General features: G+C 73.0%; 22 protein-coding genes, 2 tRNA genes and 1 rRNA gene. 18 read left to right on the forward strand and 7 right to left on the reverse strand.

From position 1 onward, the window contains the following. Nucleotides 1-287: 287 nt before the first annotated feature. The 6 genes from rplU to F9B16_RS35455 all read left to right on the forward strand — a co-directional run bounded on the left by rplU (nucleotide 288) and on the right by F9B16_RS35455 (nucleotide 6645). Nucleotides 288-602 (forward strand): 50S ribosomal protein L21, encoded by a 315-nt coding sequence (gene rplU / locus F9B16_RS35430; protein WP_151544590.1) that lies wholly within the window; start codon nucleotides 288-290, stop codon nucleotides 600-602. Nucleotides 603-616: 14 nt separating this feature from the next. Then, nucleotides 617-874, forward strand: a complete 258-nt coding sequence (gene rpmA / locus F9B16_RS35435; protein WP_151544591.1) for a 50S ribosomal protein L27 — start codon at nucleotides 617-619, stop codon at nucleotides 872-874. 121 nt (nucleotides 875-995) lie between these two features. Then, the gene (obgE, locus tag F9B16_RS35440; RefSeq protein WP_151544592.1) at nucleotides 996-2393 is read left to right on the forward strand and encodes a GTPase ObgE; all 1398 of its coding nucleotides are present in this window, start codon (nucleotides 996-998) and stop codon (nucleotides 2391-2393) included. A gap of 29 nt (nucleotides 2394-2422) precedes the next feature. Next, complete coding sequence (proB, locus tag F9B16_RS35445; protein WP_151544593.1) at nucleotides 2423-3535, forward strand: glutamate 5-kinase; 1113 nt, start codon at nucleotides 2423-2425, stop codon at nucleotides 3533-3535. 10 nt (nucleotides 3536-3545) lie between these two features. Beyond that, entirely contained in the window at nucleotides 3546-4802 is a 1257-nt protein-coding gene (locus tag F9B16_RS35450; protein ID WP_151544594.1) for a glutamate-5-semialdehyde dehydrogenase, read from the forward strand. A gap of 73 nt (nucleotides 4803-4875) precedes the next feature. Beyond that, a complete protein-coding gene (locus F9B16_RS35455) occupies nucleotides 4876-6645 on the forward strand; it encodes a TIGR03767 family metallophosphoesterase (protein ID WP_192809152.1) in 1770 nt (589 codons plus the stop codon). Nucleotides 6646-6854: 209 nt separating this feature from the next. On the opposite strand, the gene F9B16_RS35460 is transcribed toward F9B16_RS35455, so the two are convergent. Next, nucleotides 6855-7874 carry a M48 family metallopeptidase gene (locus F9B16_RS35460; RefSeq protein WP_151544596.1) on the reverse strand — a complete coding sequence of 340 codons (1020 nt, stop codon included), beginning with the start codon at nucleotides 7872-7874 and terminating at the stop codon, nucleotides 6855-6857. Nucleotides 7875-7963: 89 nt separating this feature from the next. Here F9B16_RS35460 and F9B16_RS35465 point away from each other — a divergent pair, with 89 nt between their 5' ends. The 8 genes from F9B16_RS35465 (at nucleotide 7964) to F9B16_RS35500 (ending at nucleotide 12659) form a co-directional block, all read left to right on the forward strand. Continuing rightward, the gene (locus tag F9B16_RS35465) at nucleotides 7964-9250 is read left to right on the forward strand and encodes a phenylacetate--CoA ligase family protein (protein ID WP_225992226.1); all 1287 of its coding nucleotides are present in this window, start codon (nucleotides 7964-7966) and stop codon (nucleotides 9248-9250) included. A 55-nt stretch (nucleotides 9251-9305) separates the two neighbouring features. Further along, nucleotides 9306-9908 (forward strand): nicotinate-nucleotide adenylyltransferase, encoded by a 603-nt coding sequence (nadD, locus tag F9B16_RS35470; protein WP_151544597.1) that lies wholly within the window; start codon nucleotides 9306-9308, stop codon nucleotides 9906-9908. Nucleotides 9909-10092: 184 nt separating this feature from the next. After that, complete coding sequence (gene rsfS, locus F9B16_RS35475) at nucleotides 10093-10506, forward strand: ribosome silencing factor (protein ID WP_151544598.1); 414 nt, start codon at nucleotides 10093-10095, stop codon at nucleotides 10504-10506. After that, nucleotides 10499-11161 carry a histidine phosphatase family protein gene (locus F9B16_RS35480; RefSeq protein WP_151544599.1) on the forward strand — a complete coding sequence of 221 codons (663 nt, stop codon included), beginning with the start codon at nucleotides 10499-10501 and terminating at the stop codon, nucleotides 11159-11161. Before rsfS ends, F9B16_RS35480 begins: the two co-directional genes overlap by 8 nt. 80 nt (nucleotides 11162-11241) lie before the next feature. After that, a tRNA-Ala gene (locus tag F9B16_RS35485) sits at nucleotides 11242-11314 on the forward strand. A gap of 265 nt (nucleotides 11315-11579) precedes the next feature. Continuing rightward, a complete protein-coding gene (locus tag F9B16_RS35490) occupies nucleotides 11580-11810 on the forward strand; it encodes a hypothetical protein (RefSeq protein ID WP_151544600.1) in 231 nt (76 codons plus the stop codon). Between the two features lie 237 nt (nucleotides 11811-12047). After that, nucleotides 12048-12500, forward strand: a complete 453-nt coding sequence (locus tag F9B16_RS35495) for a hypothetical protein (protein ID WP_151544601.1) — start codon at nucleotides 12048-12050, stop codon at nucleotides 12498-12500. An 86-nt stretch (nucleotides 12501-12586) separates the two neighbouring features. Beyond that, nucleotides 12587-12659 (forward strand) — tRNA-Ala (locus tag F9B16_RS35500). Nucleotides 12660-12694: 35 nt separating this feature from the next. Here F9B16_RS35500 and F9B16_RS35505 read toward each other — a convergent pair. From F9B16_RS35505 to F9B16_RS35520, 4 genes are read right to left on the reverse strand one after another with little or no spacing between them, the layout of a single operon-like run. After that, a complete protein-coding gene (locus F9B16_RS35505; protein WP_151544602.1) occupies nucleotides 12695-13801 on the reverse strand; it encodes a baeRF2 domain-containing protein in 1107 nt (368 codons plus the stop codon). Between the two features lie 57 nt (nucleotides 13802-13858). Continuing rightward, nucleotides 13859-14368 carry a DUF1360 domain-containing protein gene (locus F9B16_RS35510; RefSeq protein ID WP_151544603.1) on the reverse strand — a complete coding sequence of 170 codons (510 nt, stop codon included), beginning with the start codon at nucleotides 14366-14368 and terminating at the stop codon, nucleotides 13859-13861. Beyond that, nucleotides 14365-14724 (reverse strand): VOC family protein, encoded by a 360-nt coding sequence (locus tag F9B16_RS35515; protein WP_151544604.1) that lies wholly within the window; start codon nucleotides 14722-14724, stop codon nucleotides 14365-14367. Before F9B16_RS35515 ends, F9B16_RS35510 begins: the two co-directional genes overlap by 4 nt. Further along, nucleotides 14724-14981: a DUF7218 family protein gene (locus F9B16_RS35520; RefSeq protein WP_151544605.1), complete on the reverse strand. Its 258-nt coding sequence runs from the start codon at nucleotides 14979-14981 to the stop codon at nucleotides 14724-14726. Before F9B16_RS35520 ends, F9B16_RS35515 begins: the two co-directional genes overlap by 1 nt. A 93-nt stretch (nucleotides 14982-15074) precedes the next feature. Here F9B16_RS35520 and F9B16_RS35525 point away from each other — a divergent pair, with 93 nt between their 5' ends. From F9B16_RS35525 to F9B16_RS35535, 3 genes are all read left to right on the forward strand, one after another. Further along, nucleotides 15075-18320, forward strand: coding sequence for a BTAD domain-containing putative transcriptional regulator (locus tag F9B16_RS35525; protein WP_192809153.1), 3246 nt, complete (start codon nucleotides 15075-15077; stop codon nucleotides 18318-18320). Between the two features lie 71 nt (nucleotides 18321-18391). After that, nucleotides 18392-19810: an amidase gene (locus tag F9B16_RS35530; protein ID WP_225992227.1), complete on the forward strand. Its 1419-nt coding sequence runs from the start codon at nucleotides 18392-18394 to the stop codon at nucleotides 19808-19810. Further along, on the forward strand, nucleotides 19807-20067 hold the full coding sequence (locus tag F9B16_RS35535; protein ID WP_151544607.1) for a hypothetical protein: 261 nt from the start codon (nucleotides 19807-19809) through the stop codon (nucleotides 20065-20067). The genes F9B16_RS35530 and F9B16_RS35535 overlap by 4 nt, the downstream gene beginning before the upstream one ends. A gap of 14 nt (nucleotides 20068-20081) precedes the next feature. Here the strand turns inward: F9B16_RS35535 and F9B16_RS35540 are convergent, their stop codons facing one another. Together F9B16_RS35540 and F9B16_RS35545 are read right to left on the reverse strand one after the other, a co-directional pair. Then, entirely contained in the window at nucleotides 20082-20900 is an 819-nt protein-coding gene (locus F9B16_RS35540; protein WP_151544608.1) for an ABC transporter permease, read from the reverse strand. Beyond that, on the reverse strand, nucleotides 20897-21874 hold the full coding sequence (locus F9B16_RS35545; RefSeq protein WP_151544609.1) for an ATP-binding cassette domain-containing protein: 978 nt from the start codon (nucleotides 21872-21874) through the stop codon (nucleotides 20897-20899). Before F9B16_RS35545 ends, F9B16_RS35540 begins: the two co-directional genes overlap by 4 nt. A gap of 754 nt (nucleotides 21875-22628) precedes the next feature. Here F9B16_RS35545 and F9B16_RS35550 point away from each other — a divergent pair. Beyond that, nucleotides 22629-22696, forward strand: a 16S ribosomal RNA gene (locus F9B16_RS35550); the annotation flags it as partial.

Consider the following 22696-nt stretch of genomic DNA (forward strand, 5'->3'; position numbering starts at 1 on the left):
GGCCCGGCGGAGGGCCGGGCCGGCACGACGCGGCGGGCGCAGGGGATGCAGTACACTTGGGGTTCGGCGCGCGTTGTGGCGCGTCCGGACCAGCACCGCGAGGCCCGTCCGGGGCTCGTCCGGTGCGCACTCCGCCGATCCGGCGGGGAACAGCAGAGAGCGCCGGGGTTCCGCCCTGGCGTGCCGCCTTCGGCCCGGTGCCGGGGGTAGGCCCTCATCCGGGGGCTGGTAGACCACGCGTGGGACCGGTTCAGTCCGGAAGCGCGCGCAGACGAGAGGTTTCCGCGGTGTACGCGATTGTCCGCGCAGGCGGCAGGCAGGAGAAGGTCGCCGTCGATGACGTGCTGACCGTCGACAAGCTGGCCGGCGAGGTCGGCTCGACCGTCACGTTCCCGGCGCTGCTGGTGGTGGACGGCGACAACGTCGTCAGCGGCTCGGCCGACCTGGCCCGCTACGAGGTGACCGCCGAGATCCTCGGCGCGGTCAAGGGCCCGAAGATCAACATCATGCACTACCGGAACAAGACCGGTTACAAGCGGCGGATGGGCCACCGCCAGCCGTACACCGAGGTCAAGATCACCGGCATCAACTCCGGGAAGTAAGGGAGAGCGGTCACATGGCACACAAGAAGGGCGCATCGTCCAGCCGTAACGGTCGCGACTCCAACGCCCAGCGCCTCGGCGTGAAGCGGTTCGGCGGCCAGGTCGTCAACGCGGGCGAGATCATCGTCCGGCAGCGCGGCACCCACTTCCACCCCGGCCCCGGCGTCGGGCGCGGCGGCGACGACACGCTGTTCGCGCTGGTCGCGGGCGCGGTGCAGTTCGGCCGGTACCGCGGCCGCAACGCCGTGAGCATCGTCCCGCCGGCGGAGTAGTCCGCCTGCATCAGACGTTTTCCAAGGGGCGGACCGCTGAAGGTCCGCCCCTTTGCCCTGTTCATGGGCGTCCCGTCCGCGGGGCGCCCCGTCCGAGGGCCGACACCGAGGAGGATCCACCGTGGCCGCTGGAGCGGGTTCGGGCGCGCAGTTCGTCGACCGGGTGGTGCTGCACGTCGCCGCGGGCAGCGGCGGCAACGGCTGCGCGTCGATCCACCGGGAGAAGTTCAAGCCGCTCGGCGGCCCGGACGGGGCGAACGGCGGCCGCGGCGGCAGCGTCGTGCTGGTCGTGGACTCCAACGCGGCGAGCCTGCTGGAGTACCACCGGCGGCCGCACCGCAAGGCGTCGAACGGGCGTCCCGGGCAGGGCGGGCACCGGACCGGTGCGGACGGCGCCGACGTGGTGCTGCCCGTCCCGGACGGCACCGTGGTGAAGGAGGGCGACACGATCCTCGCTGACCTCGTCGGCGAGGGCACCCGGTTCGTCATCGCGCGCGGCGGCCAGGGCGGCCTCGGGAACGCGGCGCTCGCGACCGCCAAGCGCAAGGCGCCCGGGTTCGCGCTGCTCGGCGAGCCGGGCGAGGAGCGCGACGTGGTGCTGGAGCTGAAGAGCGTCGCGGACGTGGCGCTCGTCGGCTTCCCGAGCGCCGGGAAGTCGTCGCTGATCGCGGCGCTGTCGGCGGCCAAGCCGAAGATCGCCGACTACCCGTTCACCACGCTGGTCCCGAACCTCGGGGTGGTGAGCGCGGGCGACACCGCGTTCACCGTCGCGGACGTGCCGGGCCTGATCGAGGGCGCGAGCGAGGGCCGCGGCCTGGGCCTTGAGTTCCTCCGCCACATCGAGCGGTCCTCGACGCTCGCGCACGTGCTGGACTGCGCGACGCCGGAGCCGGGCCGCGACCCGGTCAGCGACTTCGAGGTCATCGAGCGCGAGCTGCAGGCCTACGACCGGGTCCTCGGCGACCGGCCGCTGTCGGACCGCCCGCGCATCGTCGTGCTGAACAAGGTGGACGTACCGGACGCGCGCGACCTCGCCGAGATGGTGCGGCCCGAGTTCGAGGCGCGCGGGTTCAAGGTGTTCGAGGTGTCGGCGGCGTCGCACGAGGGGCTGCGGGAGCTGTCGTTCGCGATGGCGGCGATGGTCGAGGAGCACCGGGCGTCGCTGCCGCCGGCGGAGCCGACCCGGATCGTGATCCGGCCGGAGCCGGTCGACGGCGGCGCCGACTTCGAGGTGAAGGACCTCGGCGACAACACCTACCTGATCACCGGCGCGAAGCCGGTGCGGTGGCTGCGGCAGACCGATTTCGCCAACGAGGAGGCCGTCGGCTACCTCGCGGACCGGCTGGCGCGGCTCGGCGTGGAGAACGCGCTGACCGAGGCGGGCGCGAGCGCCGGCGCGACCGTGCTCATCGGCACCCCGGACGACTCGATCGTGTTCGACTGGGAGCCGGAGATCGCCGCCGGCGAGGCGACGGCGGGCCCGCGCGGCACCGACCGCCGCCTGGACGGCCACCGCTAGGTTCGCACCCCCCGGAGGAGAGAGGCTCGATGAGCGAGCGCGAGGCGATCGGGAAGGCCCGCCGGATCGTGGTGAAGGCGGGCTCGTCGTCGCTGACCACCCCGCAGGGCACGATCGACGCGAACCGCATTGACGCGCTGGTGGACGTGCTCGCCGCGCGCCGCGCCGACGGCGCCGAGATCGTGTTCGTGTCGTCCGGCGCGATCGCGGCGGGCCTCGGCCCGCTCGGGCTGACCCGGCGGCCGCGGGACCTCGCGACGCAGCAGGCGGCGGCGAGCGTCGGGCAGGGCCTGCTGTTCGCCCGCTACACCTCCTCGTTCGCCCGGTACGGGGTGACGGTCGGGCAGGTGCTGCTGACCGCGGACGACATGATCCGCCGGTCGCACCACCGCAACGCGCAGCGCACCCTGGAGCAGCTGATCACCCTCGGCATCCTGCCGATCGTGAACGAGAACGACACGGTCGCGACCGACGAGATCCGGTTCGGCGACAACGACCGGCTCGCCGCGCTGGTCGCGCACCTGACCCGCGCGGACGCGGTCGTGCTGCTGTCCGACGTCGACGCGCTGTACACCGGCGACCCGCGGCGTCCCGGTGTCCGCCGCATCGCCGACGTGCACGGCCCGGCCGATCTCGCGGACGTCGAGCTCGGCGGGTCCGGCCGGGTCGGCACCGGCGGGATGGTCACCAAGGTCGAGGCGGCGCGGATCGCGGGCGTCCCCGTGGTGCTGACGAACGCGGCGTCCGCGGCGCACGCGCTGGCCGGCGACGAGGTCGGCACGCTGTTCCACCCGGCGGACGCCCGCCGGATGTCCACGCGCGACCTGTGGCTCGCGCACGCCACCACCGGCCAGGGCCGCGTCACGCTGGACGCGGGCGCCGTCGACGCGGTGGTGCGGCGCCGCAAGTCGCTGCTGCCCGCCGGCGTGACGGGCGTCGAGGGCGACTTCGCGGCCGGCGACCCCGTCGACCTGTGCGACCCCGGCGGCCGGGTCGTGGCGCGCGGCCTGGTGCACTACGACGCGTCCGAGATCCCCGAGCTGATGGGGCGTTCGACCCGCTGGCTGGCGCGCGAGCTGGGCGCCGAGTACGAGCGCGAGATCATCCACCGCGACCACCTGGTGGTCCTGACCGAGCAGTGAGGAGTTCGCGATGAGCGAGCGCGAGCAGTTCCTGATGGTGGCGCGGCGCGCCCGGGAGGCGGCGGCGGGGCTGGCGCCGCTGCCGCGGGCGGCGAAGGACGCGGCGCTGCACGCGATCGCGGACGCGCTGGCCGCCGCGGCCCCCGAGATCGTCAAGGCGAACGCGGCGGACGTCGCGCGGGCCCGCGAGAACGGCACGTCCGAGTACATGATCGACCGGCTGAGCCTGGACGAGGGCCGCATCGCGCGGATCGCCGACGCGGTGCGCGAGGTCGCGGTGCTGCCCGACCCGGTGGGGGAGTCGGTGCGCGGGAGCGTGCTGCCGAACGGGCTGGAGCTGCGGCAGGTCAGGGTGCCGCTCGGCGTCGTCGGGATCATCTACGAGGGGCGTCCGAACGTGACGGTGGACGCCGCCGCGCTGTGCCTGAAGAGCGGGAACGTGGCGATGCTGCGCGGTTCGTCGTCGGCGCACGACTCCAACACCGTGCTGGTGCAGGTGATGCAGGCGGCGCTCGCGGGCACGGAGGTGCCGGCGGACGCGGTGCAGCTCGTCCCGGGCACGTCCCGCGAGTCGGTGAAGCATCTGATGCGCGCGCGCGGGCTGGTCGACGTGCTGATCCCGCGCGGCGGCGCCTCGCTCATCAACTCGGTGGTGGAGGAGTCGACCGTCCCCGTCATCGAGACGGGCGTCGGGAACTGCGCCGTGTACGTGGACGCCGCCGCCGACGTCGACATGGCGGTCGACATCCTGCTGAACGCCAAGACGCAGCGCCCGTCGGTGTGCAACGCCGCGGAGACGTTCCTGGTGCACGCCGACATCGCCGACGCGTTCGTCCCGCGCGCGCTTGAAGCGCTCAAGAACGCGGGTGTCACCGTGCACGGCGACGAGCGGATCCGCTCGTACGGCGACGGCGTGGTGGAGGCGACCGAGGACGACTGGTACGCCGAGTACCTGTCGCTGGACATCGCGGCCCGCGTCGTCGACTCCCTCGAGGACGCCGTCACGCACATCCGCACGTACGGCTCCGGGCACACCGAGGCGATCGTGACCACGTCGCAGCCCGCCGCGAAGCGGTTCGTCGCGCTGGTCGACTCGGCCGCCGTCATGGTGAACGCCTCGACGCGGTTCACCGACGGCGAGGAGTTCGGGTTCGGCGCGGAGATCGGCATCTCGACGCAGAAGCTGCACGCGCGCGGCCCGATGGGGCTGCCGGAGCTGACGTCCACCAAGTACGTCGTCACGGGCGAGGGGCACCTGCGCGGCTGAGCCGCCCTCGGGACGCGGCCCGGCGGAATTGTGACACTGTGACCCTTGATGTCACGTTGCTCGCCATGGTCTGATGCGGCATGTGACTCCTGAGATCAGCCGCCGCCGCGTCCTGAAGGGCGCCGCCCTCGGCGCGGGGATCGCCACCACCGGACTCGCCGCGTTCCCCGCCCGCCCCGCCGCCGCGGCGGCCGCGGCCCCGCTGCGCGGCCCCGCCGCCGGCACCACCCTCGACCGGACGTACCTGCTCGGCGCGGCGGGCGCCGGCGGCTACCGGCCTGTCACCACCGGGCCGGGCGAACCGCACCTGCTCCGCCGCGACCTCGGCGGCGCCGCCTCCCCGAAGCGCGCCGCGACCCGGCGCGGCGTCCTGGCGTTCGGGCAGCTCACCGACGTGCACATCATCGACGCGCAGTCACCGGCGCGCGTCGAGTTCGCCGACCGGCTCAAGGACGCCGTCGGGATGCTGCCCGTCGAGGGCGCCTACCGGCCGCAGGAGATCCTCACCACCCAGGTCGCCGAGGCGATGGTCCGCGCGATCAACGGGGTCGGGCGCGGGCCCGCCACCGGCCTCGGCCTGTCGTTCACCATCAACACCGGCGACGCCGCCGACAACGTCCAGTACAACGAGCTCCGCTGGATCATCGACCTGCTCGACGGCGGCCGGATCCGCCCCGACTCCGGCGACCCGAACCGGTACGAGGGCGTCATGGACACCGCGTCCTACGACCGCGCCTTCTGGCACCCCGACGGCCCGCCGCCCGGCGCGCAGCCCGACATCCCCATGGCGAAGTACGGGTTCCCGCACGTCAAGGGCCTGATCGACGCCGCGCGGCGGCCCTTCCAGGCGACCGGCCTGACGATGCCGTGGCTCGCCGCGTTCGGCAACCACGACGGCCTCGTCCAGGGCAACCTGCCCGTCAACCCGCTCGTCTCCGGACTCGCCACCGGCGGCATCAAGATCGGCGCACCGGCGGACGACGCGCAGGCGCAGCGCCTCGCCCGCATGATGCAGAAGGCCGACGCCGCCGAACTCGTCCGGCTCAGCCGCGAGCAGGGCGGCGCGGGCGGCCTGTTCCGCCAGGTCACCCCCGACAAGGACCGGCGGATGCTGTCGCGCGCCGAGGTCGTCGCCGAGCACTTCCGCACGTCCGCGTCCTTGCGCGGCCACGGCTTCACCCAGGCCAACCTCCGCGACGGCACCGCCTACTACGCCTTCGACCGCGGCATCGTCCGCGGGCTCGTCCTCGACACCGTCAACCCGAACGGCTACTCCGAGGGCTCGCTCGACAAGGCGCAGTTCGCGTGGCTCGAAGCGCAGCTCAAGGCGGGCAGCAGCCGCTCCTTCGCCGCCGACGGCTCCGCCGTGCACCGCACCGTCAAGGACCGGCTGTTCGTCCTGTTCAGCCACCACCCCATCGCCTCGCTGACGAACCCGCTCGGCGGCGGCCGCGTCCTCGGCGACGACGTGGAGGCGCTCCTGCTCCGCTACCCGAACGTCGTCCTGTGGGTGAACGGGCACACGCACCGCAACCAGGTCATCCCGCACGCCCGCAAGACCGGCGGCGGGTTCTGGGAGGTGAACACCGCCGCGCACATCGACTTCCCGCAGCAGAGCCGCATCGTCGAGCTCGCCGACAACCGCGACGGCACCCTGTCGGTCTTCGCGACGATCGTCGACTCCGCCGGCCCCGCCTCCTACGGCGGACGGCTCGCCGACCCCGTCCACCTCGCGTCGCTGTCGCGCGAGCTGGCGGGCAACGACTGGCAGGAGCGCACCGAGCACCGCCGCGGCGAAGCCACCGACCGCAACGTCGAACTCCTCGTCCCCGCCCCGTTCTAACAAGACCTGGACGACCGCAACCGACACGCGAACGCGTCAACTGAGCGGGGAGGCGAAGCCGAAGGCGAGCCTCCCCGCGAAGATCGCGAAGCGATGCCGCGTTCGCCCAGGAACGGTCACGGTGCGAGCCGCCAGGCGAGCACCGTGGGCCGGGACTGAACAAGTAGGGCCGCCGTGTCCGTGTCACGGCGGCCCTGGTCTTCTCCGGGTCAGGACCCGTTGCGGCGGTTGATGCGGTCGAACAGGCCGCCCGCGGCGCTCGCCGCCGCGTCCGCCATGTCGCGGACCTTCCCGACGAACGGGTCGGCGGTCCGCTCCCACGAGTCCCGGTACGACTTCGCCGCGTTCTTGATCTCGTCGCTGACCGAGGCGCTGCCGTCGTCGTCGCGGCGCGGGTAGTCGCCCGCGAGGATCCGCTCGTACTCGCCGCTGCGCGCCCACCGGTCGATCTCCGCGAACCGGATGACGGCGAACGGGTGCGACTGCCCGAGCAGGTTCAGGAACTTCAGCAGCCCGTCCCGCACGTCGCCGGCCGCGTCGTACTCGCGGGCCTGCTGCAGGAACGCCTCGCTGCTCATCTCGTGCAGCCGCGTCCCGCCGGCCAGCTTCATGTTGACCCGCTTCGCCGCGTCGAGGTCCTGGCCGGCAAGCAGCCCCGCCCGGTCCGACGACAGCTCCGCCTTCCGGAACCACTCGCGCAGCCCGATGATGATCGCCGCGATGCCGATGTTGCCGAGCGGCAGCCACGCCAGCCGTGACCCGAGCTGCAGCAGGATCTGCATCATCGTCTGGTACACCGCGTGCCCGGACAGGATGTGCCCGACCTCGTGCCCGATGACGAACCGCAGCTCCTCGTCGTCGAGCAGGTCGAGCAGCCCGGTGTTCACCACGATGAACGGGTGGTCGGAGCCCAGCGCCATCGCGTTCGGCGTCGGGTCCTGCCGGACGTAGACCTCCGGGACCTCCGGCATGTCCAGGATGTAGCAGGCGTCGCGCACCATGTCGTTCAGGTGGTGGAACTGGTCGTCCCCGACGCGGACCGTCCCGCCGAGGAACATCAGCCGCAGCGACCGCTCGTTGACCAGCCCCGACAGCTTGCGCAGGACGACGTCGAACCCGGACAGCGAGCGCAGCGCGACGAGCGCCGAACGGTCCGCCGGGTGTTCGTAGGCCCGGGAACTGATCCCGGGAAAGCGCGTCCGTGCCCGATCCGGTGTGTTCTCCGTCATGTCTGGCATGGTAGTTCCGACGAACCACTTTGCCGGAGGGTTCCCCGGTGCGGGGCCCGCGTCCGGCTGTGGCCTGCCCGGGAGGCGCGATGTTCGATCCCAGAGCCGAGGCGATGTCGACCGACGAGCGGGCCGCGCTGCAGCGGCACCGGCTCTGGGGGCTGGTCGACCGGCTCGTCGCGGCCGGCGGCCTGCAGGGACGCCGGCTCAAGGAGGCCGGCGTCGTCGGCGGCGCGGACGTGACGCTCGCCGACCTGCGGCGCCTTCCGTTCACCACCAAGCAGGACCTGTGGGACGGCTACCCGTTCGGGATGCTCAGCGTGCCGCGCGACCAGGTCGCCGCCGTACACGGCTCCAGCGGGACGCGCGGCCGGCCGACCCTCGTCGCCTACACCAAGGCCGACCTCGACCTGTGGGCGGCGATGTGCGCGCGGTCGCTGGCGTGCGCGGGCGCGGCGCCGGGCAGCATCGTGCACAACGCCTACGGGTACGGGCTGTTCACCGGCGGCATCGGCATCCACCAGGGCGCCGTCGCGCTCGGCGCGACCGTCGTGCCGATGTCGGGCGGGATGACGGACCGGCAGGTCCGCATGCTCGCCGACCTCCGTCCCGACATCCTGACCTGCACTCCCGCGTACGCGCTCCGGCTCGGCGAGGCCGTCGCCGAGGCGGGGGTGGAACTGCCCGCGCTGAAAGCCGGGCTGTTCGGCGCCGAACCGTGGTCGGCGGAGCTGCGCGCCGCGATCGAGGCCGTCCTGCCCATCAAGGCGATGGACATCTACGGGCTCTCGGAGGTCATCGGGCCCGGTGTCGCCACCGAATGCCTCCAGCAGGACGGCCTGCACGTCAACGAGGACCACTTCATCGTCGAGGCCGTCGACCCGTCCACCGGCGAGCCCGTCGAGGACGGCACGCCCGGCGAGCTCGTCTTCACCACCCCGACGAAGCAGGCCCTGCCGCTGCTGCGCTACCGCACCGGCGACATCGCCTCCCTCACCCGCGGAGAATGCCCCTGCGGGCGGACGCTCGTCCGGATGAGCAAGGTCGTCGGGCGCGCCGACGACATGATCGTGGTGCGGGGCGTCAACGTGTACCCCAGCGAGGTCGAGCGGGTGCTGCTCGGGTCCGGGCTCGTCCGGCCCCACTACCAGCTCGTCGTGGACCGCCGCAGCCCCGCCGTCCGGCTGCTCGTCGCCTGCGAGGCGGTCTCCGGCGACCCGCGCGAGCGCCTCGTCCACGACCTGCACGAGGCGCTCGGCCTGACCGCCGACGTGGTCGTCCTGCCCGACGGGACGGTCCCCCGGGTCGAGGTCGGCAAGGCCGTCCGCGTCGTGTCCTGGGACGACGGCCGGCCGCCGCTGCCCGGCCTGAGCTGAGCCTCCGCCGGGGCGGACGTTCCGGGCGCCGCCCCGGCTGGCTATTCTCGTCGCCATGACGCAAAAGCGGCGGTTGGGGATCATGGGCGGCACGTTCGACCCGATCCACCACGGCCACCTGGTGGCCGCCAGCGAGGTCGCCCACTTCTACTCCCTCGACGAGGTCGTGTTCGTCCCCACCGGCCTGTCCTCCCACAAGGAGGGCCGCAAGGTCGCCGCCGCCGAGGACCGCTACCTCATGGCCGTGATCGCCACCGCGTCCAACCCGGCGTTCTCGGTCAGCCGCGTCGACATCGACCGGCCCGGCCCCACCTACACCGTCGACACCCTCCGCGACATGCGGCAGATCCACGGACCCGACGCCGAGCTGTTCTTCATCACCGGCGCCGACGCCCTGGAGAAGATGCTCACCTGGCACGACACCGACGAGCTGTTCGAACTCGCGCACTTCGTCGGCGTCACCCGTCCCGGGCACCGCCTCGCCGACCCCGGCCTGCCCGACGGCCGGGTCTCGCTCATGGAGGTCCCCGCGCTGTCGATCTCCTCCACCGAGTGCCGCGAGCGCGTCCACTCCGGCGAGCCGATCTGGTACCTGGTGCCCGACGGGATCGTCCAGTACATCAACAAGCGCGACCTGTACCGCTCCGACGCCGCCTAGAGCGCCCCGGCGGCATCGCTGACCTGGATCTCCACCCGGACGATCAGCCCGGAGCGCCGCATACCCTGGAACAGGGGGCTGGACGCCCGTACCAGCCCGGACACCGACGAACAGGGACGCCGGCCGCCACCCATGAGAAGGTGTTAGCCGAGACGACCCCTACAGGGAGGATCGCGAGCGCATCGTGACCGCATCCGACAGGGCGGCGCAGCTCGTCCGGATCGCCGCCGAGGCGGCGGGCGACAAGCTGGCCGACGACATTCTTGCCTACGACGTGAGCGAGCAGCTCGTCATCACCGACGCGTTCGTGCTCTGCTCGGCGCCCAACGACCGCCAGGTCCGCGCCATCGTCGACGAGGTCGAAAAGCGCCTCCGCGAGGAGGCCGACGCCAAGCCCATCCGGCGCGAGGGCGAGCGCGAGGGCCGCTGGGTCCTCCTCGACTACTCCGACGTCATCGTGCACATCCAGCACGAGGAGGACCGGCTCTTCTACGCCCTCGAACGGCTCTGGAAGGACTGCCCCCTCATCGCGCTGCCCGAGAGCGTCAACGCCCACATGAAGCAGCGCGCCCGCGCCGTCGGGAGCGCGAGTGAGTGACACCCGTCCCACCCGCGAACCCGGCAAACGCACCCTCCTGCTGTGGCGGCACGGCCAGACGGCCTGGAACGTCGAACGCCGATTCCAGGGCAAGACCGACATCCCCCTGGACGACACCGGAGTGGCCCAGGCCCACCGTGCCGCCCGGCTCCTCGCCGGGCTCCGCCCCACCGCCCTGCTCGCCTCACCGCTGCGCAGGGCCGCCGACACCGCCCAGGCCCTCGCCGACATCACCGGACTCCCCGTCCAGTACGACAAGGACCTGATCGAGCGCGACGGCGGCGCCTGGGAGGGCCTCACCGCCCGCGAGATCCGCGAACGCTACCCCGAGGAGCACGCCGCCTGGCAGCCGCCCGGCGGCGAGACCAGCGCCCAGGTCGCTAAACGCGTCGGCGCCGCCCTCGAACGCGCCCTCGACGACCTGCCGCCCACCGGGCGGCTCGTCGTCGCGTCCCACGGCGCCGCGCTCCGCCTCGGCATGTCCCACCTCCTCGGCCTCCCCGAAGAGACCTGGGAGCGCCTCGGCGGCCTCTCCAACTGCTGCTGGTCCGTCATCACCGAGATGCGCGACGGCGGCTGGCGCCTCGCCGAGCACAACGCCGGCACCCTCCCGGAGCCCGTCCTCGGCGACGACCGCACCGACAACGGAGCCTGACGCCCGAACGATTCGAGACCCACCCCCGGTGTCCTATACACTGGCGGAGCGCTGCGGGATGAACGTCCACGCAGACGCGCGGGGCTATGGCGCAGTTGGTAGCGCGCCTCCATGGCATGGAGGAGGTCTGGGGTTCGAATCCCCATAGCTCCACGAGTCGGGCTCTGGTGCTCATCGCCCTTCGGGCGATTTCGCCAGAGCCCGCAGTGTTTTTCGGGGGGACGACCCCCCGAGCCCCCCGATGTGGGGGCTCCGCCCCCACGCCCCCCGGCGCGCGCTGCGCGCGCTTTGGGGGCTTCGCCCCCTTGCCCCCGGCGCTTCGCGCCTGCTGGTGGTGCGCAGGGGCTGGGTAAAGATCAAACGGACATAGTGGGACGAAAGTTCTGGGTGGTCCGGCGGGGATGGTTTCATTCGGGGTATGGGCAGACACCGCAGGGGAGCGACACGCGAGGTCACCGTGGCCGACCTCATCGACGAGCTGCGCCGGTTCGATCCGCGGCTGGAGGTCCGGCTCGCGGTGCAGCCGCGGATGCCGCAGGAGCACGCCGTCGGCGCCGTCACGGAGGCCGACGGGATGGTGTGGATCGGCGAGGGCGGCCGGCGCGGTTACGCCCCCGACGAGGTCGGCGACCGGCTCGGGTGGACCTGACATGCCGGAGTGCGGGCCGTTCGCGGTGATCTACCCAGGTTGAGCGGGATGCGGGCGCCGTGGGGGGTTGCCTTGGAAATGAGGCACTGCGCGGCTACCTCGGCGATGCCGACGGCGCCCTGACCGCAAAGCCTTGGCCATGGCGGCGGCTACCTTTCGCCGGGCCGCGCTTCGCCGCATCGATCACGCGGGAACACGCCACGTAGTGGTGATGTGATCGAGATGAGGGTTGTACCTATGCGAAGCCGGATCTCCGGAAGAGGGCTGCTGCCCGCCACGCTGGCGGCGGCCTCGGTCGTGGCCGTCGCGGCCCCCGCGTCGGCGCTGGAGGCGCCGCCGCCCGGCCCTGCGACCAGCACGACGACCACCTCGACACCCGACAGCAACGAGGACTGCGCCAAGGCCGTCCGCGTGCTCTCGGTGCTGAAGCTGCTCCCGAACACCCCGGACCTCGGCAAGGTCCTGTGCTCGGCGAGCACCGCCGAGAAGGCGCCGGCGCAGACGCCGGCGAAGGCGCCGGCGCCGGCGAACGCGACCGACAGCGCCCAGCGGCCCGCCGCCGAGTCCCCGCAGAAGACCCAGGAGTACAACCTCCTCGGCCTGCCGATCGAATGGCCGAAAAGCCTCACCGTCCACGTCCCGACGCTCAACGACCACTGGTACGTCTTCAAGTCGAACAACGGCCAGTGACGCCCACCGCGGGCCACGGAGGACGCCCTCCGTGGCCCGCGGCGTCCGAAGTGCTCCCAACGTGCACTAAGCTTTTCTCCGAGCAAGGGGCTATGGCGCAGTTGGTAGCGCGCCTCCATGGCATGGAGGAGGTCTGGGGTTCGAATCCCCATAGCTCCACGCGAAATGAGGAGCGGGTCCGCCCGCTCCTTTTCTCATACCTGCGCGGCGTACCGCAGGACGGCGCCGACGTGCAGGTTCGCGTTCGGGCCGTCGGCCGGGAGGACGACCAGGTCGCCGTCGGTGGCGGTGAGCGCCCGGACGAGGGCGGCGTCGGCGCGCTCCGGGGTGGGGTCGGCGACGCCGAACTCAGTGCGCAGCTCGTCGGGGTCGGCCGCCACCTGGCTCGGGTCGGGGCCGATCCACAGGCGGGCCGGGGAATCGGGGTCGTCGTCCAGGATGAGCGTCTCCACCTGCCCCTGCCGGACGGCCTGGACGGTCGCGGGGAGCCCCGCGACGGCGCGCTGGCCGTTGGCGAGCTCGCGGTCGAAGCGCTCGGCGACCGCCATGACGCGTTCGGTCGTCTTCAGTTTCAGGACGCGGTCCAGCTCGGCCCGGAGGTCGGGGTCCCCGGCGCCGGTGTTCTTGTCGACCTCGACGGTGCGCTCCAGGACGGGCTCGGAGATCTCGTCCAGGACGGCGGTGCGGGCGCGGGTGTCGCCGGCGATCAGCACGGCCTCCGCGCCGCAGCGGTCCGCCACCCGGTCGATCTTGTGCGCGACCTTCTTCGCGTTGGCCTTCCAGACGTTCTCCGAGGAGCGCTGGAAGCGCGACTGGTTCCAGTCGCCGGCCTTGGTCTTGCGGATCGGGTAGTCCTCGTCGCCCTCGACCTCGATGTGCTCGCGGCGGCCGTCGGCGTGGACGCAGTCGATGGTGCCGCCGCGCCGGTCCACGATCGCGGTCAGGTGGGGGAACTGGTCGCCGCGGTCGGCGAGGTAGGGCACGACGTGGGGGAGCGGGGCGACGCACGCGTGCGCGTTCCGGGGCGCGCCGGGGAGCCGGTCGGTGTGCAGCACCTCGCCGTCGGCGGCGAAGACCACCAGGCCTTCGGAACGGCGCTCCGCCATCTCCTCGTCGATGGTCCGCTCGACGGCGCGGAGCGTGGCCTTGGGGGCGTGCTGGGCCTCCAGTTCCGCGCGCAGCGCCCGCCACCGCAGCTCGGCGGCCTTGGACGCGTCCTCGGTCGTCCGGGTGAGGTCGGCGTACACCGACACGTAGGGGCCCGGGCGTTGGTACAGCGTCTTGAGGAATGACAGCTCCATAGGGTGGCCGTACCCGATTCCACTGGGGCAAACGTCAAGAATGTGGCGATTGTGGAGTCAGTTCTCGGCGGACTGCTGGAGCCGGGCGTAGGCGAGCTGGAGCCAGTCGGAGCCCGCCACCGCGGTCATCGTGGCGCCGGCGAGGCGGGTGGCGTCCGGGGCGAAGATCAGCCCCGCCGCGTACGCCGTCGCGACCCACTGCCCGGTGCAGAACGGGCAGGTGATCAGCTCCCCGACGGCGTGCCGGACGCCGTGCCCGCGGGCCTCCTCGGCGAGCTCGGCGGGACCGGACGTCCCGGAGTAGCGGGTGAACGGGGCGCGCAGCGGGCTCGTCACCGGGTCCTTGGCGATCAGCCGGGACAGCTTGTGCGTGGTGACCGTCATCAGGGCCAGGTCGGCGAGGCCGATGCCGGGCGTCCGGCCGCGCCGCCTCCAGGCCAGCAGGGCCATCGCGGTGGTGGTCACGCCGTAGACGGCGAGGGTGCCGAGGTAGGAGCCGAGCGGCCGGTCGGCGTCCCCGGCGTACTGGTCCTTCTGCTTGCGCGCCGTGTCGACGACGGTGCTCATGCCTGTTCCTTTCCGGGCGGGACGATCACGCAGAACTCGTTGCCCTCGGGGTCGGCGCAGACCGTGGTCGGCCACCCGTCGTCGACGAACGGCCCGCGCACGACGGTGGCGCCGAGCGCCGTGACGCGGGCGAGCTCGGCGTCCATGTCGGCGACCCGCAGGTCCGGGTGCATGCGGTTCTTGGCGACCTTCGGCTCGGGGACGCGCTGCAGCAGCAACCGGGGGTTCCTCCCGCGGGGGTCGGTGAGGGCGACGTACGGGGGGTCGTAGCCGCCGCGCTCGTAGCCGAGCGCGGCGGCCCAGAAGTCCGCGAGCGCGTCGGGGTCCGCGCAGTCCAGCACGAAGACCAGTTCCATCAGTGGTCGCGCAGCGCCTTCACGAGCTGCGACTTGTTCATCGACGAGCGGCCCTCGATGCCGATCTCGCGGGCGCGCTTCATGAGGTCGTCCTTGGTCCAGTCGTCGTACGAGGGGTTCTTGCCGCCCTTGCGGCCGACCTTCTTGCTTCCCTGCCCCGCGGACGCGTTGGCGATCCGTGCCGCCTTCTCCTTGCTCTCGCCCTTGTCGCGGAGCTTCTGGTACTTCTTCTCGTCCTTGATCTGTGCTCTGGGCATAGATGGTGACTACCCGGTATGCGCCGTCCACACATGGACGGCGGGTGGGATGGGTCTCCTCATCGGGGACAATGGCACCCGGAAAGGGGACATGTGCGCATCGGCATCCTGGGGCCGCTGTCCGTGCGGGACGAGGCCGCGCGACCCGTCGAGGTCAGCGGCCCGCGGCTGCGCGCGCTGCTGGTCCGGCTGGCGGCCGAGGCGGGACGTCCCGTGTCGGCCGAGCGGCTGCTGGACGACCTGTGGGACGGCGCGCCGCCCGCGGGCGGCGGCAACGCGCTGCAGGCCCTGGTGTCGCGGCTGCGGGGCGTCGCGGGCCGCGACCTGGTCGAGCACGGCCCCGGCGGCTACCGGCTGGGCATCGACCCCGGCGAGGTCGACGCGGTCGCGTTCGAGCGCGCCGTCGCGGCCGCGCGGAAGGAGAGCGACCCGGACCGCCGGGCGGACGGCCTGCGCCGCGCGCTGGACCTGTGGCGCGGTCCCGCGCTGGCCGACGTCGCCGGCGCCGACTACGCGTACGGGACGATCGGGCGGCTGGACGAGCTGCGCCTCGCCGCCGTCGAGGACTGGGTAGACGCGGAGGTCGCCGCGGGGCGGCCCGTCCCGCCGGTCGCTGAGCTGGAGCCGCTGGCCGCCGCGCATCCGCTGCGCGAGCGGCTGCGCGGGCAGCTCATGCGGGCCCTGTACGCGGCGGGACGGCAGGCCGACGCCCTGGAGGTCTACGAGGAGACGCGGCGCGCGCTCGCCGACCGGCTCGGCGTCGACCCGTCCCCGGAGCTCGCCGCCGTCCACCTGTCGATCCTGCGCCGCGAACCCGCCGCGGCGGAGCCGGCCGCGGGCCCGCCGCCGATCCCGGTCCCGGCCCCGGCCGAGCCGCCGCGGACGAACCTCCCGGCGCAGCTCACCAGCTTCGTCGGGCGCGAGGAGGAGTCGCGGCGGATCGGCAAGCTGCTGCGCGAGTCCCGGCTCGTCACGCTGACCGGGCCGGGCGGCGCGGGCAAGACGCGGCTCGCCGGCGAGACCGCCGCCGGGCTGCTGGACGCCATGCCGGACGGCGTCTGGTTCGTCGCGCTCGCCCCGGTCAGCGATTCCGGCGACCTGCTGCAGTCCCTGATCGCGGCGCTCGGCGTGCCCGAGACCGTCCGGGAGACCCGCGGCGTGACGCATCCCCGCGAACGGCTCACCGACTTCCTGACCGCGAAGCGGCTGCTGATCATCCTCGACAACTGCGAGCACCTCGTCGACGCGGTCGCGGAACTGACCGGCCACATCCTCGCCCACGCCCCCGGCGTGCGGATCCTCGCGACGAGCCGCGAACCGCTCGGCATCACCGGCGAGTCGCTGTGCCCCGTCCCGTCGCTGCCGCTGCCGCCCGAGGACGGCGACCTCGAACCGGCGGACGCGCTCGGGTACGCCGCGATCCGGCTGTTCGCCGACCGGGCCGCGGCGGTGCGCCCCGGCTTCGCCGTCGACGCGGCGACGGCCGGCGACGTCGTGGCGATCTGCCGGGCGCTCGACGGCATCCCGCTGGCGATCGAGCTCGCCGCGGCCCGGCTGCGCTCCCTCACCCCGCGGCAGGTCGCCGACCGGCTCGGCGACCGGTTCCGGCTGCTCACCGCGGGCAGCCGCACCGCGCTGCCCCGGCACCGCACGCTGCGCGCCGTCGTCGACTGGAGCTGGGACCTGCTGGACGGCGCGGAGCGCGCCGTGCTGCGCCGGCTGTCGGTGTTCGCGGGCGGCGCCAACCCCGAGAGCGCCGTCCGGGTGTGCGGGCTGGACGCCCCGGACGCCCCGCATCCCGACGACGTCATCGACACGATCGCCGCGCTCATCGACAAGTCGCTGGTGATGGCGGACGGCGACGCCGACGTCCGCTACCGGCTGCTGGAGACCGTCCGCGTCTACGCGGCGGAGAGGCTCGAGGAGGCGGGCGAGGCAGACCGCGTCCGTTCCGAGCACGCCGCGTACTGCGTCGACCTCGCCGAACGCGCCGAGCCCGAGCTGCGCCGCGCCGACCAGCTGTACTGGACGGGGCGGCTGTCCGCCGAGCGCGACAACTGCAGCGCCGCGTTCCGCCACCTGACCGCCGTCCGCGACGTGCCGATGGCGCTGCGCCTCGTCGCGGGCCTGGTGTGGTTCTGGATGATGCGCGACATGGAGGTGGAGGCCGGCGGCTGGGCGCGGTCCGTCCGCGAGATCGCCGGCGACGCCGCGCCGCCCGGGATGGAGGAGGAGTACGCCCTCTGCGTCATCTCCGCCGACCTCATCACCGAGATGGCCTCCATGGAGGGGACGACGAAGGAGTCGCTCCGCGCGGTGCTGGAGCACGTGATCCGGTTCGTGCCGGAGTCGCCGCGCCACCCCGGCCTCGCCATGGTGGGCCCGGCGAGCAGCATCTTCGCCGGCGACATGGAGGACACCCGGCGGCGGCTGCGGGCCGCGGAGGAGCACCCCGACCCGTGGGTGCACGCCATCGTCAACGTGATCCTCGGGCACATCGCGCTGAACGCCGGCGAGATCGACCGGGCCGCCGTCGAGGCGGCCGCGGGCTGCGACGCGTTCCGCGCACTCGGCGACCGCTGGGGGCTGATCATCGGGCTCAGCGGCATGATGCAGGTGGCGGTGGCGCGGGGGGAGTTCGCCGACGCGATCCGGTACGGCGAGGAGGCCCTCGGCTACGCCCGCGAGGGCCTCAGCCCCGAGGCGGGCGCCGGGATCCTCACCGGGCTCGCGCGCGTGCGCGCGGTGCTGGGCGACGTCGAGCAGGCCCGCCGCGACCTGGAGACCTCCGCGGCGATGCTGGAGCGCGTCGGCGAGTTCGCGGACGCCGCGTCCGCCCTGCTCGCGCAGTGCGAGCTGGCGCTGCGGGAAGGCGACATCGGCAGCGCCCGGGCCTACGCCGCCCGCGCCTACGACTGGGTCGAACCGCGCCGGCACCGGCCCGACTTCACCCGCGAGGCGCGGCTCACCTACTGCCGGCTCGGCTGCCTCGCCGAGGAGGAGGGCGACCTCGACGGCGCCACCGCATGGCACGCCCGCGCCTGGGACGACCTCCCCGACGACTGGATCACCGGCAACCCGATGCTGGCGTCGCTGCTGGAGGGGCTCGCGGCGCTCGCCGCGGCACGCGGCCACCACGTCCGGGCCGCGGAGCTGCTCGGCACCGCGCGCGGCCTGCTCGGCTTCCGGAACGAGGGCTCGCACGAGGTCCGCCGCGTCGAATCCGCGGTCAGACGCGAGATCGGCGAGGCCGCGTTCGACGAGGCCTACGCGCGCGGCCGCGGCGTCACCCGCGACGACGTCTTCGCGGAGGTCTCCTCCCTCGTCGAGACGGTCTGACCGGCGCCGGACCTTCCGCTGACCGGGACCGACGCGGCGCGGTGTGACCCACGCCGCATAGCGTCCCGCCCGTGCCGACACCGCTGACCCTGACCGAGGCCGCCGCGGCGCTGCGCGCCGGCGCCGTGACGAGCGTCCGCCTCACCGAGGATGCCCTCGCCACCGCCGACCGGCTCGACGGCACCCTCGGCGCCTACCTCGCCCGCTTCGACGAGTACGCGCTGGCCCGCGCCGAGCAGGCGGACCGGGAGCTCGCCGCCGGCACCGACCGCGGGCCGCTGCACGGCATCCCGTTCGGCGTCAAGGACGTCATCGCGATGGCCGAGGGCCCCACCACGGCGCAGAGCACCGTCCTCGACCCGCAGTGGGGCGCCGGACGCGACGCGACCGCCGTCGCCCGGCTGAAGGCGGCCGGAGCGGTGATCACCGGGAAGCTCAGCACCATGGAGTTCGCGTGCGGGATGCCCGACCCGTCCGGGCCGTTCCCGATTCCGCGCAACCCGTGGGACACCGCCGCCTGGCCCGGCGGGTCCAGCTCCGGCACCGCGAGCGGCGTCGCGACCGGCATGTTCCTGGCCGGGCTCGGCACCGACACCGCCGGCAGCATCCGCATCCCGGCCGGGTTCTGCGGCGTCACCGGGCTGATGCCCACGTTCGGGCGCGTGCCGAAGTCCGGCGTCGTCCCGCTCGGCTACAGCCTCGACCACGTCGGGCCGCTCGCCCGCAGCGCCCGCGACTGCGCCGCCGTCCTCGCCGCCATCGCCGGACCCGACCCCGCCGACCCCGACGCGGTGGACGTCGCGTACACCGCACCCGAGTTCGACGGGACGCTCGACGGCGTCCGCATCGGTGTCGTCCGCGAGAATCACTTTCCCGACGACGCCGACCCCGCCCTTGCGCCCGCGTTCGACGAGGCCCTCCGCGTCCTCGCCGGCCTCGGCGCGACGCTCGTCGAGGTGTCGCTGCCGTACTGGGCCGAGACCATCACCGCGAACTACGTCACGATGAGCGCCGAGGCCCTCGCCTACCACCGCGCCGGCCTCGCCGCCCGCTGGGACGACTACGTCCCGTCCACCCGCCTCGCGCTTGCCCGCGGCGCCCTCGCCACCGGCGCCGACTACGTCCAGGCGCAGCGCGTCCGCCGCGTCGCGCAGCAGGCGCTCGCCCGCCTCTTCGACGACGTCGACCTCATCGCCGCCCCGACGCTCGGCATCGGCGCCCCGCGCTACGACGACATCACCGACGCCGCCGGGAACATCAACGTGGACGCCGCGTCCCGCTTCTTCTTCACCCCGTACTGGGACGCCGTCGGCAACCCCGTACTCGCCGCGCCCATGGGCGCCACCGCCGCGGGGCTGCCGCTGTCCCTCCAGCTCGCCGGCCCCGCGTTCGGAGAGGCCGGCATCCTGCGCGCCGCCGACGCCTACCAGGGCGTCACCGACTGGCACCTCCGCGTCCCCGCCCTCGCCGCCCAAGGAGACGACCGATGACCGAGACCGCCCCCACCGGACCCGGCACCGACGACACACCCGCCGACGCGACCGCCGACGCGACGGGTGACGCGACCGCCGACGTGGCCGCCATGCTGGGGCGGTCCGGCCTGCCGGCCGGACCGTACGAACTCGCCTACCTCGCCGCCGAATACCCCTACCTCAAGGCCGGCATCGACATGCTCTACGCCGTGGACGCGGCGAAGGACGCCGACCCAGCACTCCGCTTCCGGGCCGGCGCCCCCGCCGCGCGCTGACATCGCCACCGCGCTCAGGCGCGGCGCGAGTACATCCGCATGGCCAGCGGGAACGTGACGACGACGATCCCCGCCGCCCACGCCAGCGTGTACCAGACGTGGTTGCCGACCGGCCCGCCCACGGTCAGGGCGCGCACCGAGTCCGCCAGATGCGTGACCGGATTCACCTTCGTCCACGCCTCCAGCCAGCCCGGCATCGTCGACGTGTTCGGCACCAGGACGCTGCTGCCGAACGTCAGCGGCATCACCCAGATGAACGCCAGGCCCTGCACCGTCTCCGGGGACGGCGCCACCAGCCCGACCAGCACCGAGATCCAGCACACCGCCAGGTAGAACACGTACGCCAGCGCGAACGCGCCCAGCACCGACAGCGGATCGGTGTGGAAGCGGAACCCCAGGATCGACCCGAACCCGACCAGCACCACCATCACGGTCAGGAACCGCACCGTGTCCCCGAGCACCGACCCGATCAGCGGCGCCGACCGGGCGATCGGCAGGCTCCGGAACCGGTCGAACACCCCCTTGTGGATGTCCTCGTTCAGCGCCGTCCCCAGCCCCATCGTGGCGAACATCGCCATCTGCGCCACCAGCCCGGGAAGCAACTGCTGCAGGTAGGCGTGGGTGTTGCCGGCGAGCGCACCGCCGAACACGTACAGGAACAGCAGCAGGAACACGATCGGCATCAGCGTCGTGTCCAGCAGCTTCTCCGGCGAATGCCTCAACTGCGCGATGTTGCGCCACGCCAGCGTCAGCCCGTGCCGCAGCGTCCGGCTCGGGCTGATCCGCGCGGGCGGCTCGGACGAGACGGGCGCGTCGACGGTCATCGTGGTCATGCCAGGCTCCCTTCGGAGATCAGGTCGGCGGGCCGCTCCTCGGCGAGGTGCCCGGTCAGTGTGAGGAAGACCTCGTCGAGGCTCGGCAGCCGCAGCGACAGCTCCGCCGCCACGATCGACGCCTCGTCCAGCCGGCGGACCAGCGCGGGCAGCAGCTTCGGGTCCTGCACCGGCGCCGTGACCAGGCCCGTCGCGTCCTGCACCTCCGGCCGCTCCCCGGTGAGCTCCGCCACGATCGCGGTGAGCTGCGCCGTCCGGAACGTCTCGGTCGCCCGGACCGCGAGGGTCTGCCGCCCGATCCGCGACTTCAGGTCGTCCGACGTCCCCTCCGCGATCACCCGGCCGTGCTCGAAGACCACGATCCGGTCGGCGAGCGCGTCCGCCTCGTCCAGCTGCTGCGTCGTCAGCAGGACGGTCGCGCCGTCGGCGACCACCTCGCGGACGGTGTCCCACACCTCGTTGCGGGCCCGCGGGTCCAGGCCCGTCGTCGGCTCGTCCAGGAAGATGACCTCAGGACGGTTGATCAGGCTCGCCGCCAGGTCCAGCCGACGGCGCATGCCGCCTGAGTACGTCTTCACCGCGCGCGCCCCCGCGTCGGTGAGCCGGAACCGGGCCAGCAGCTCGCGGGCCCGCGCCTTCGCGTCGGCCCGGCCGAAGTCCAGCAGCCGCGCGATCATCACCAGGTTCTCGGTGCCGGTCAGCTCCTCGTCCACCGACGCGTACTGCCCGGTCAGCCCGATCATCGCGCGGACCCGCGCCGCGTCCTTGACCACGTCGTATCCGGCGACCGAGGCGCGGCCCTCGTCCGGCTTCAGCAGCGTGGCGAGGATCCGAACGGCGGTCGTCTTGCCGGCCCCGTTCGGGCCCAGCACCCCGAGCACCGTGCCGCGCTTAGCCGCGACGTCCACCCCGTCCAGGGCGTGCGTCTCCCCGAACCTCTTGCGCAGGCCCTCGGCCTGGATCACGTAGTCCATCGGTCGGCCTCTCCCAGTCCCTCGTGTTCGACATCACCGAGCTTCAACGAGGGCCCTGATACGGCGCGCACATCGCGCCTCAGGCACTGACGCCCGGCTGACGCCGCACTGACGCCGACCGCCTCGCATCCGCGTGACCTGGGGGTTTCCGATCGACGGCCAGAGCGTGTCCGGCCCGTGGCCGCGCCGATTTGACGGACCGTGCGCGCCTGCCTAATGTTCTTCCTGCCCCAAGGGGATGCGGGACGCCGGCAGGCGGACGGCCCCAGGGGAAGCCACCCGGGAAAAACGGTTCGAAGCTCGCTTCGGAGCGAGGTACCCTGGAGTGGACAGCCCGAGAGGGGATGCAGGACGCCGCAAGGTGGCCGGCCCCGGGGACTCTTCCGCAAGATCAGACACAGGCGATCTTCGTCGCCTGTGATGGCACGCGGGAGGCAGGCGACGAACCTGAAGATCGATTCGGAAGAGTCGGTTGACAGGAGCGAAAGTTCCGGTAAGTTAGAAGGGTTGCCCCGGAGCGGGGCTCGCGGGAGCGGGTCCGGCGCGGTGGGTGTCCGTTTCTTGAGAACTCAACAGCGTGTTAAAAGCCAGTGCCTTTATCGACTCGGCCAGTAGGCCGGGTCGCCCCGTGGCCATCTCTTCGGAGGTGGTGGGGATTTCTTTGAGGCAAAGCGATCTTTGGATCGCGTTGCTGGGATTTTCTTCTGAGGTTTGGCTGCTTCGGGGTTCGCCCCCTGGGGTGGTCGTTTGGACCTTGATGGAGAGTTTGATCCTGGCTCAGGACGAACGCTGGCGGCGTGCTTAACACATGCAAGTCGAGCG

The organism is Actinomadura montaniterrae, assembly GCF_008923365.1.
In the GTDB taxonomy this organism is placed as follows: domain Bacteria; phylum Actinomycetota; class Actinomycetes; order Streptosporangiales; family Streptosporangiaceae; genus Spirillospora; species Spirillospora montaniterrae.